This is a genomic window from Calothrix rhizosoleniae SC01, from assembly GCF_900185595.1.
Classification (GTDB): Bacteria; Cyanobacteriota; Cyanobacteriia; order Cyanobacteriales; family Nostocaceae; genus Calothrix_A; species Calothrix_A rhizosoleniae.
In genome coordinates, this window is record NZ_FYBH01000337.1 from 1 (window position 1) to 10552 (window position 10552).

Sequence of the window (10552 nt, forward strand, 5' to 3'; positions counted from 1 at the left end):
TACTTACTCAAGAAATGATTTGCAGTGAAAAGTTGGGCGAAACTCAAGTAATTGCAATATTGCAGGATATTTTGCATATTTTAGAATTTGTTCACCAAAATAATGTCATTCACCGCGACATTAAGCCTTCAAATTTAATTAGACGTGAGCAAGACCAAAAGTTAGTTTTGATTGATTTTGGTGCAGTAAAAAGAATTAATGAAATTTCCAGCAATTATCCACAGGCAACAATGAATACCATTGCCATTGGTACTAGTGGCTATGCGCCTGCTGAACAGATGAGTGGTAAACCATCTTTCAGCAGTGATATCTACGCCGTAGGCATGATTGGTATTCAAGCACTTACTGGTATTCGTCCTTATGAATTACCAAAGGATGTAGAAACAGGTGAAATATCCTGGCAAGAACAAGCAGAGGTGAGTGATGAAGTAGCAGCTATTTTAAACACGATGGTACGCTACGATTTTAGGCAGAGATATCAATTTGCTCAGGAAGTTTTACAGGCTTTAGTTGATATCAATAGAATTACACCTACTAATATACCTTATACTGTTGTTAATAAACCGAGTTTTGTATCTGGCATAAAAACATTTTTTAAACGTTTTAAACCCTAGATTTAGATAGGCAAATTCCCTGAGGTTACATTTAGATTTTATCTCTGTTTAACTCCCATTCATTCTGCGACAAAATAATTAGTTTTTTGCTCGACACACCAAAATAGCAAGAATTATTGTGGTTAACAAAGCATACAAAACGTCCAAACAGATCGTATCTAACTTTTATTGTACATGAAATGGTAATCTAAATCACGTTCGACAAAAAACGTAATTTCGTTGATTAAATGAGAGCCTTCGCATTATAAATGGCTGGATTCTCAATTAACAGGCTTTTTGTATTTTTTTATAACAAAATACCAGGGAAATAATGTATTTATGTGTCAGACTCTTGTGTTTTGTTAAGTAAATGAAGCATTTTATACTCTCATTGTGGTTATAGAGCAGTATTTAAACTTAGACTAGGCCCATCTAGCTAGAAAATAGGGGTTAGGTGGAGCGGGGTTGGGGGATAGGGAAGAGGTATTTTGATTCTTGTTTGTGTGCAAACCTACTCTACGAGAAGACTACGCCTACATGAGGGAGTGATTTGAAAATTCTTCACTTCCTCAATTCCAGATAATATTTATTAATTCTGGGACAAAATAATCAATTGTTGCTGCTGGAGCTTCCTCACTTCATCTAACTCCAGTGATACATTCGCCAAAATTTCTGCCACCGTTGAGTTAGTATCACAAGCTTGCAAAAATTCAAACTCCCCATCTGTAAGTTTCACAACTTGATAATCGTAGTTAAAAATGCTCTGACCTGGCCATCCTTCCATACAAGGGTGTCTTTCTGGGGTCGCTTGCAACAAAACTTGATCATCAGACCAATTATTTTTAGCCAGGGGAGGACGGGAAAGGAAAAATTCGTAGTGGCTGATTTCTGGATCGAGTAATTCTATTAACCGATATAACTGGCGATCGCTCAACCCTTTTGCCCGTTCCACTAATTCCGGTGCTTTACCCAAAAGCCTTTCTATATCCCAGTAGCCAGCATTAGAAAACCCGACAAAATCTAACCCAGAAGCATCAATCAAATCAAATACTGTCTCGACGTTATAGTCAATTTCTTGAGGATGTACATACATATCAGCAAAACATTCATCTCGCTGATTCTCCATTGCCCAGCGCCTCTTTTCATACTGGACAATACGGTTATTTTCTGGTAGAGAAGCAAAGACTTGTCGCCCCACATTCACCCCATCCCGGTAATCCCCCCGCTTGTCACCTTGCAACAGAGCGATCGCTTTTTGCATGAGTTGAATTTCCCACCGTCCCAACTCACCATAGACAAATATATGTAATAGTCCCCCCGGTGCTAATTTCTTGGCTAAGGCTTGAATACCACCAATGGGATCTGGGGTATGGTGTAGTACCCCCACACAATTAATTAAATCGAACTCACCAGGTACTTGCTCTACATCAAATAAGCTGAGGTGGTGAAACTCTACCCGATTCGCTCCAGAACGCTGACAACGTTCTCTGGCTACATCCAATGCTCCAGCACTGAGGTCAATGCCGACTACGGTTGCTTCTGGGTTCAAATGGACTAAATATTCTGTACCCACTCCTGTACCACAACCAGCATCGAGAATGCGGATATCTTGCCGAGGGGGCTTCACTCCCGTACAAAAATTGTAGGCACTTGTCCAATGCCAACGCCAGTTATAACCTGGAGGAGGTTCATCCAGTAGGGGTTCTGGGGGAAAGGGGTAAGTATTGTAGAGGTTGGCAACCGCAGTACTAATTGTTTGTGGATCGGACATAAATCAAACAATTTTGGATTTTAGATTTTAGATTGACAAGGACGCAGCAACTTAAATATCTTAAGTATCTACTTTGCTGCTCGTGGGCTTTGTGCCAAATTCTGTAAAATCACAGTATTTTATTATTGTTGATGAGAATGGGCGGGTTGCAAAGAATTACAGTGCCCACTTTACTTTTCTTAACGATTCATTTGGTTAAGTATGTTTTGGGATCTTTGGCAACCCAACCTAAAGAAGAACGCGATCGCACTTCAAAATGAAGATGTGGCTGTTTCAAATTTGGTGCGCCAGTTGTACCCACAACACCCAATAGATCCCCAGCTTGTACTTGCTGCCCCACTTTCACATTTATACTATCAAGATGGGCATAACGGCTTTGTAAGCTCCCGTTATGGTTAATAATCACTAAATTGCCATAACTACCTTGTGCTTGAGCCAATACTACCGTACCGGGTGCGATCGCTTGCACATTAGTTCCTTGATTAGCTAATAAATCAATCCCACTATGGAAAAATACTTCATTATCAGCAGGATTTATCTGCCAGCCATAGGGTAAAGCTAATTTTGCTGGTGTCGACAAGGGATAGCTACCCATCTGCATGGTTTGATTTCTTGTATCCCCCGATTTGGCGATAGTTGGTCTATGAGGCTTACCATTAACCACTGGAATAAATGCTAAATTACCCGGCGACTGACAACCATTCAACTCAAATAGTACATCTGTTCGCACTTTGTATTGCGCCCCTAATTGTTGCCATGTTTGCCCCCTAGGTACTTCTACCACAATGCCATTGTAGGGAGGGATCAAAATTTTGCTACCAATAGCCAGTTTGCTGTTTTGCAAATTGGGATTCATGGCGATAATACTTTCTGGCTTGAGATTATAGGCTTGGGCAATATTCTCTAAATTTTCACCTTGTTTAACTTGATGGTGTAAAAAACGTTCTAGGGCTGGAGTCGGACAGTTCGCCTTGATATTCTCTGCCCATGATAATTGCGAAGATGTAAATGCTAGACCTAGAGTATTTGCTAAACCAAAAAGGAACAGGATATAAATTCTGAAAGTCATATTAATCTCAATACAGCAATATTGTTGATATAAAATTTTAGATGTGATACAGAGAGAGAAAGATTCTGCAACTAGTGGAAAAAAAAATAAAATGCCTTCTATTCAGGGTTTTATAATTGTTTTGACGTTCCTTGAATTCAATTCCCATTGAGAACTAGATTTTTTTTCTCGGGAAATACCATGTTTTTTCTGGGAAACACCTACATTATGGAGGCATATAGAGTAATTTTACTGATGCCATGCCCTTCCCTTAATTAGGTATTCTTAGTTAAAAATATGGATTTTCAAGTAAACGTGGTTTAAATCTCTCCCAGAAACATTTCTTTACTTTTATGTAAATATTCTGAAATAAATCGAGAGGTTAGTAAAAGGATTACACAATTTAATTTTTAGTTAAAAATATAACTGTCCGCAAACCATTTGCTTGACTAAACTGATAAAAAGCGCATCTGCATTTACGTTTCAGCCTCATGACTATGAAGTTATCTTATAAGCAAATTGCCCTATATGTTTCTTTCCTAATAACTGGCGGTGGTTTGGGTCTGTTTGGTAGTCGTTATCTGATGCCACAAAGTAGCCCCTTTCGACAGCTACAAAATATCACCACAGATGCCTCACCCGAGAATCAAGTTCCTTTTCGTCTTGGTAGAAGTGTAGAAAAAACGGACAGAAGTCGGGTAAATTTTATTGCTAATGCGGTGCAAAAAACAGGCCCGGCTGTAGTCAGAATTAATGCTACCCGCAAAGTTGCCAATCCCATCGCAGATGCCTTTAAAAATCCTCTACTCAGGCGTTTTTTTGGTGAAGATGAACAGCCATTCCCCCAAGAAAGGATTGAAAAGGGGACTGGTTCTGGCTTTATTCTGAGCCAAGATGGGAAAATACTCACCAATGCTCATGTTGTCGCCGATACAGATACTGTAGAAGTGACAATGAAGGATGGACGTAACTTTGAAGGTAGGGTATTAGGGGTAGATAATATAACGGATGTGGCAGTAGTAAAAATACCTGCCGATAAGTTACCTACAGTGAAGTTGGGTAATTCCCAAAATCTGATCCCAGGAGAGTGGGCGATCGCTATTGGTAATCCCCTAGGTTTAGATAATACGGTAACTATTGGTATTATTAGTGCCACTGATCGCACCAGCGCCCAAGTTGGTGTATCTAGCAAGCGAGTCAGTTTTATTCAAACAGACGCGGCTATTAATCCTGGTAACTCGGGTGGACCTTTATTAAATTCCCAGGGACAGGTTATTGGTGTCAACACCGCCATTCGTGCGGATGCTCAGGGTCTAGGTTTTGCGATTCCGATTGAAACAGCAGCCCGTATTGCTGACGAACTATTCACTAAAGGTCGGGTAGATCATCCATTTTTAGGGATTGAAATGGTAGATTTAACCCCAGAGAAGCAAAAGAAGCTGAATAAAGAAACTAGTCTCACTCTCAAACAAGATAGTGGGATTTTAATTAGGAGAGTAGTAAAAGATTCTCCCGCAGAAAAAGTAGGACTACTCTCCGGCGACATGATTGTCAAAATCAACCGTAAATCGGTGAAAACATCTGCCCAAGTCCAGAAACAAGTAGACTTGAGCTATGTAGAGGACATCTTGGAAATAGAAGTCCAACGCAACGGCAGAATACAAGCCTTTAAGTTACAGCCAGAACCTTTCCCAAAAAATAAATAGGTAGTCAATAGCCATTCATAATCAGGAATTGGTTAGTGACCTACATTGGGTTTAGTGAGGTTGTCAAGCTGCATCCGTTGTTCCATTTGACGCAGAAAGTAGCCTGTCATCATGGCTGAAGCCAGTAGCCCAGCAAGATTGTCCCGATCAGTGGTAACTTGTACGTTAAAATTATCTGCGGGTAGCACTCCCACTAGCCCTTGAACATTTTGGGAAATAATTTGTTTAATTTCTGGGCTAACGGACTGAGCTACACGAGCTAAAACTTCGGGAGATTGATGCTGTAAATAGTGAAGTAATTGATTGGAGTTATCTTCAAAGTGCTCCTGTAATATATTATTGGGGTGTTCCTCGGAGTTGTCATTCAAGAAGTTAGGATTAAACACCATTGGCAGTTGTTCTTAGCGTTAGTTGCTAATTCTACTCTAAACCATAGTATAACTATGAGCCATCTCTATTTTGTAGATCGGCTGTCTTTTTAGCCCCTGAAAAGCAGCTAAACTCCTTCTGTGACAGGCTCTAGTTCTAATTCTAATTGTTTCTCTTGTGATTTATTCACAAATGGCTGGGGGAGTTGCTCGATTTGAAAGTACTGATGAAATTTCGGGGTGATTTGTAGCGAATAAGACCGAGATTCACTGCTACGACGTTTGCGAACAAAACCTTGCTCTACCAGTTCTTGGACATGTTGGTATGCGCCAGAACCGCGAATATTGATTAAGTCACTTTGGCGGATGGGGGTATTGAGAGCGATAGCTGCCAAGGTTCGTAATGCTCCCACACCTAATTCTACGGGAATCAGAGTTTGTACTAATTCTTGAAAATCGGATCTTAATTGCAAACAGTAGCCTTTAGGAGTTTCTACCACTTCCAAGGCGCTATCTCGGCGAGCATATTCATCGATTAGTTCAATTATCCCTTCTTCAATTGTTGTGCGATCGCAAGCGGCGCACTCGGCGATTTCGCCAATTGACACGGGTTGTCCCTTTAAGTAGAGAATCGCTTCTATTTTAGTGGCTGCAGTCATTTTTTATCAGTCATCAGTTGTTAGTCATTAATCATCATTGATCAATGACATTAGTACAGATTGACAAGTGGCACGGATCATATCATATATACAACAAAAGTCAAATAGTTAGAAATTAGGAATCTTTAAAATTCTTCCCTCACTCTCTCACTCCCCCATTCCTTCACTCCTTCACTCCCCCATTCCTTCAATCCTTCACTCCCCCATTCCTTCACTCCTTCACTCCCCACACTCCCCCACTCCTCATCCAAGTCGGGATGCGAGGATAAATTCTGCGATCGCTAGGTCTTGGGGAGTGGTAACTTTCAAATTGGTTTCTTCTCCTTCGACAACTTGCACCTTCAAGCCACATTTTTCTAATAAAGCAGCATCGTCAGTAACTTCCCAACCCTCATTTAAACCTTTTTGGTGGCATTGTTTTAATAAATTGACATCAAATCCTTGGGGAGTCTGTGCTGCCCATAACTGGCTACGATCAGGTGTAGATTGGATTGTGCCAATTTGGTCTACTACTTTAATGGTATCTTTGACGGGTACAGCAGCAATTAAACCAGTACAATTAGCCATAGCTGCGGCACACCGATCAAACAAGTTTGCTGTGGCAAGGCATCGAGCGCCATCGTGGATTAAAACTTTTCTTGCATCTGCTGGTAGTGCTTGTAAGCCATTGTAAACTGATTCTTGGCGGGTGGAACCACCTTTAATAAATTCTATGGGCTTGGTTAATTCGTATTGGGAGATAATATCCTGGAAATCTTCCCAGTCATTGGTTTGAGAAATAATCCCAATCCAATTGATAGAAGGTGCAGCTTCAGCAGCTAACAGGGTCCAACTCAGTAACGATTGCGATCGCACTGACAACAGGAGTTTATTACGGTTACTCCCCATTCTTTTCCCCATACCAGCTGCTGGAATTAGTAAATGCACAATTTTTCCTCAATGTTAAAACTAGGTGATGTGATCGTGGATAATTGGGAGCGGATGATGAGAAATTGGTTTTTTATACCTTATTCTCTATCTCCCATAAACCTATCCCCTAATTTCTATCCTCCATCCCCTATATTCTCCTAAAATTAAGTAGCGAGTAAGCGTAAATAAAATAATATGCGAATAGTAGCCCTTGTCCCTGGCGGAATTGGCGACCAAATTCTATTTTTTCCGACCTTAGATGACCTGAAGCGAATTTACCCAGATGCTCAGATAGATGTGGTTGTGGAACCTCGGTCAAAGGCAGCTTACCGGGTAAGTAAGTCAGTTCACGAAGTATTGCTATTTGATTATCAAGACCGTAACAGTTTAGCTGACTGGGCTAATTTGGTAGGTAGATTGCGCGATCGCGAATATGATGTCGCTATTACTACTACCAATACTTGGTCAGAAGGTTTGATTATATGGCTGACTGGTATTCCTACAAGAATAGGTTTTCGAGGTAATGGGAGTTTGTTCCTCACCCATGCAGTGCCAGTAAAAACCGAGCAATACTTAACTAATATGTATCATGATTTGCTCAATGGTTTAAGTATTCAATCCCCTTGCCCAGAATTGACAGTCAACGTACCCACACCAGATATTGATTGGGCAACCCAAGAACAAATCCGGCTGGGAATTAAGGATACTGGCTATGTTTTGATTTATGGAGGTTCTGGTTATTGCGATAGCCCCAAAGGTCAAGCAAGAATGTACCCAGCAAAGAGCTGGAAACAAATTATTCAAGATTTTCAACAAAAGCAACCGGATTTACCTTTAGTAGTTGTTGCAGGTGCAAATGATGAAGCTTTTATTAAAAGTCTGTTGTCGTTAGTACCTAATATTAAGGTTAGTTCCCCAGATAATATGGGTAAGTTAGCAGCAATGATTGCTGGAGCTAATTTAATGTTGTGTACCCATAGTCCGGCTCTACATTTGGGTGTAGGAGTACAAACCTATACACTGGCATTGTTTGGGCCTACGGAACCAGCTAAGTTATTACCTGAGAGTGATAAGTTTTTGGGTATTAAATCTCCTACTGGGAAAACTGAGGATATTGCCCCCGCAGAGGTCTTAAAGCAAGTTTGGGGAGGGTGAAAAGAGGGGAGAAGAGGGAGAGAGAGGAGTGTGGGAAGAGGGGGAAGACTGGGAAGAGAGAGAAGGCACAAAGCTTATCACTTCTTTATTCTCCCCACACCTCTCACACTTCCCACACCTCCCACACTCCCCACACCCGCCCCGTTTAGGAAAATCCTAATTAATTACAATTGTTATTTATGAATCTAATTTGGCAACGTTTTACTTTATCCACTTTGCCACTAAAAGCATATCTATCTAGTAGTTTTCTACACCATATTACGGTAGGGCTGTTAGGCTCTTGGCGAAAAGGTAGTATTTTGATGCAGTGGGGAGATACAATTGGTGCGATATTACTATGTTTAGTATATCTTTTGGCACCTTTTGTCCCGACTTCTTTGGTAGGTGTATTATTAGCTGCTTGTTTTTTATTTTGGTTATTGCTAACGGTGTCAGATGATACCTGGAAGCAGAGTATATCCACTGTAACTCCTATTCATCTGGTAGTTGTTATATATTGGCTAGTTGCCGCAGCCGCTACAGCCTTATCACCAGTAAAAGCATATGCGCTGAGAGACTTAATTACTTTCAGTCTATATTTACCAATATTTTTCATCTCTGGACGGGTGTTGCGATCGCCCCGACTCCGTTCTTTAGTGATTACAGTTTTTTTACATACATCTCTGGTAGTAAGTGTGTATGGATTACGGCAGTGGTTCTTTGGAGCGCCACAATTGGCAACTTGGGTCGATCCCACATCCTCCCTATCAAAGACTACTAGGGTTTACAGTTATTTAGGTAATCCCAACTTACTGGCTGGTTATTTAATAGCTGCTGTAATTTTCAGCTGTGTGGCTATTTTCGCTTGGCAAACCTGGTTGCAAAAAGCCCTAGCAGTGACGATGGTTGTTGTCAATGGCTCCTGTTTAATTCTCACCTTTAGTCGTGGAGGTTGGATTGGATTGGTGGCTGCAATTTTAGCCCTAATGGGTTTGCTGTACTACTGGTGGAGTATAAGAATGCCTCGGTTTTGGCAGGTATGGACACCGTTAATTCTTCTCGGAATTATACTGAGTATCTTTGCTCTAGGGATAGTATTTGTAGAACCATTTAAGGAACGTGTGCTCAGTATTTTTGCTGACCGTAAAGATAGTAGTAATAATTTTCGCCGCAATGTCTGGACTGCTGTATTTCAAATGATTGATGCTCGTCCTTGGATTGGGATTGGACCGGGACATAATGCCTTTAATAAGGTTTATCCCCTCTATCAAGTCCCTGGCTATAGTGCTTTGAGCGCTTATTCTATTTTTCTAGAAGTGATTGTAGAAACTGGTTTTCTGGGTTTGGCTAGTTTCCTATGGTTACTAACTGTCTCATTTAATACAGCAGCTTTGCAACTACAACGGTTACGTCTCATGCAACGGGTTGAAGCCTTCTGGCTAATGGGAGCGATCGCAGCTATGGTAGGGATGCTTGCCCATGGTTTAGTTGATACTGTCTGGTATCGTCCTTCAGTAAATACTCTATGGTGGCTCATGGTAGGCTTAATTGCCAGTTATTGGACTCCTTTAGGGCAAAATCAATCCCAGGAATTAGATTCATCTAACTCGGTGGCTACCCTTTGAATTGAGTAGGGTGGGCAATGCCCACCTTACCTATGTGCTTTTATGTATTATGTGTAGTATGATAGTAGTTAGTATTCTAGGTTAATTTTATATTAAATTGATTATTTATCTTTTTTAACTTGGATTGAACGTAAATCGGATATTAAATGAGTAATAAAAGTAACAAGAGTAGTCAGAGTAGTAATAAAGGTGACGGTTACAAAGTAGTTTGTGATAATCGACAGGCGCGTTATTTATATGAAATTCTCGAAACTTACGAAGCAGGAATTCAGCTGGTAGGAACAGAAGTCAAATCCATTCGTGCGGGTAGGGTGAATCTTCAAGATGGCTATGCTTTGCTGCGGGATGGGGAGGCTTGGCTGCTTAATGCCCATATTTCCCCTTACAATGCCAGTGGGCAGTTTTTTAATCACGAACCCCGGCGTACCCGTAAATTGTTGTTACATCGCCAGGAATTGCGTAAACTAATTGGCAAGGTAGAACAGCAAGGCTTAACTTTGATACCTTTAAAAATGTATTTTAAGCGAGGTTGGATAAAAGTTAGTATTGCCTTAGCTAGGGGTAAGAAAGTCCATGATAAGCGAGAAACAATCAAGAGAAGGCAAGATCAACGGGATATGCAACGGGCAATGAAAAGTTATTAAAACTCTAACCCGATTATTATTCTCTGTATAAATAATTTACATGTATTGAGAAAAAATAAGTATTTTCACTTGAATCGTAATAATCTTAATGACTG

Annotated in this window: 10 protein-coding genes; 5 read left to right on the plus strand and 5 right to left on the minus strand. The window is 40.6% G+C overall.

Going from position 1 to position 10552, the window contains the following annotated elements; all coding sequences use genetic code 11:
* Positions 1–614, plus strand: a 614-nt coding sequence (locus tag CALSC_RS20630) for a protein kinase domain-containing protein (protein WP_159460657.1), incomplete at its 5' end; no start/stop codon positions are given.
* 568 nt (positions 615–1182) lie between these two features.
* Here CALSC_RS20630 and CALSC_RS20635 read toward each other — a convergent pair.
* Complete coding sequence (locus CALSC_RS20635) at positions 1183–2364, minus strand: class I SAM-dependent methyltransferase (protein ID WP_088243148.1); 1182 nt, start codon at positions 2362–2364, stop codon at positions 1183–1185.
* Positions 2365–2551: 187 nt separating this feature from the next.
* Entirely contained in the window at positions 2552–3433 is an 882-nt protein-coding gene (locus CALSC_RS20640; protein WP_088243149.1) for a LysM peptidoglycan-binding domain-containing M23 family metallopeptidase, read from the minus strand.
* A gap of 476 nt (positions 3434–3909) precedes the next feature.
* On the opposite strand from CALSC_RS20640, the gene CALSC_RS20645 reads away from it, so the two are divergent.
* On the plus strand, positions 3910–5118 hold the full coding sequence (locus CALSC_RS20645) for an HhoA/HhoB/HtrA family serine endopeptidase (RefSeq protein WP_088243150.1): 1209 nt from the start codon (positions 3910–3912) through the stop codon (positions 5116–5118).
* 32 nt (positions 5119–5150) lie between these two features.
* On the opposite strand, the gene CALSC_RS20650 is transcribed toward CALSC_RS20645, so the two are convergent.
* From CALSC_RS20650 to ispD, 3 genes are all read right to left on the minus strand, one after another.
* Positions 5151–5507 carry a DUF760 domain-containing protein gene (locus tag CALSC_RS20650; RefSeq protein ID WP_088243151.1) on the minus strand — a complete coding sequence of 119 codons (357 nt, stop codon included), beginning with the start codon at positions 5505–5507 and terminating at the stop codon, positions 5151–5153.
* 107 nt (positions 5508–5614) lie between these two features.
* Entirely contained in the window at positions 5615–6145 is a 531-nt protein-coding gene (gene scpB / locus CALSC_RS20655) for an SMC-Scp complex subunit ScpB (RefSeq protein WP_088243152.1), read from the minus strand.
* A gap of 243 nt (positions 6146–6388) precedes the next feature.
* Positions 6389–7072 (minus strand): 2-C-methyl-D-erythritol 4-phosphate cytidylyltransferase, encoded by a 684-nt coding sequence (ispD, locus tag CALSC_RS20660; RefSeq protein WP_088243153.1) that lies wholly within the window; start codon positions 7070–7072, stop codon positions 6389–6391.
* A gap of 177 nt (positions 7073–7249) precedes the next feature.
* On the opposite strand from ispD, the gene CALSC_RS20665 reads away from it, so the two are divergent.
* The 3 genes from CALSC_RS20665 (at position 7250) to smpB (ending at position 10457) form a co-directional block, all read left to right on the plus strand.
* Positions 7250–8209, plus strand: a complete 960-nt coding sequence (locus CALSC_RS20665; protein WP_088243154.1) for a glycosyltransferase family 9 protein — start codon at positions 7250–7252, stop codon at positions 8207–8209.
* A gap of 179 nt (positions 8210–8388) precedes the next feature.
* A complete protein-coding gene (locus CALSC_RS20670) occupies positions 8389–9813 on the plus strand; it encodes an IctB family putative bicarbonate transporter (protein ID WP_088243155.1) in 1425 nt (474 codons plus the stop codon).
* Between the two features lie 146 nt (positions 9814–9959).
* Positions 9960–10457: an SsrA-binding protein SmpB gene (gene smpB / locus CALSC_RS20675; protein ID WP_088243156.1), complete on the plus strand. Its 498-nt coding sequence runs from the start codon at positions 9960–9962 to the stop codon at positions 10455–10457.
* Positions 10458–10552 lie beyond the last annotated feature (95 nt).

Excerpts from the sequence above, each read along its gene's own strand:
- CALSC_RS20635 (WP_088243148.1), bottom strand. The coding sequence starts at position 2,364 with ATGTCCGATCCACAAACAATTAGTACTGCGGTTGCCAACCTCTACAAT.
- CALSC_RS20645 (WP_088243150.1), top strand. The coding sequence starts at position 3,910 with ATGAAGTTATCTTATAAGCAAATTGCCCTATATGTTTCTTTCCTAATA.
- smpB (WP_088243156.1), top strand. The coding sequence starts at position 9,960 with ATGAGTAATAAAAGTAACAAGAGTAGTCAGAGTAGTAATAAAGGTGAC.
- CALSC_RS20650 (WP_088243151.1), bottom strand. The coding sequence starts at position 5,507 with ATGGTGTTTAATCCTAACTTCTTGAATGACAACTCCGAGGAACACCCC.
- CALSC_RS20665 (WP_088243154.1), top strand. The coding sequence starts at position 7,250 with ATGCGAATAGTAGCCCTTGTCCCTGGCGGAATTGGCGACCAAATTCTA.
- CALSC_RS20640 (WP_088243149.1), bottom strand. The coding sequence starts at position 3,433 with ATGACTTTCAGAATTTATATCCTGTTCCTTTTTGGTTTAGCAAATACT.
- scpB (WP_088243152.1), bottom strand. The coding sequence starts at position 6,145 with ATGACTGCAGCCACTAAAATAGAAGCGATTCTCTACTTAAAGGGACAA.
- CALSC_RS20670 (WP_088243155.1), top strand. The coding sequence starts at position 8,389 with ATGAATCTAATTTGGCAACGTTTTACTTTATCCACTTTGCCACTAAAA.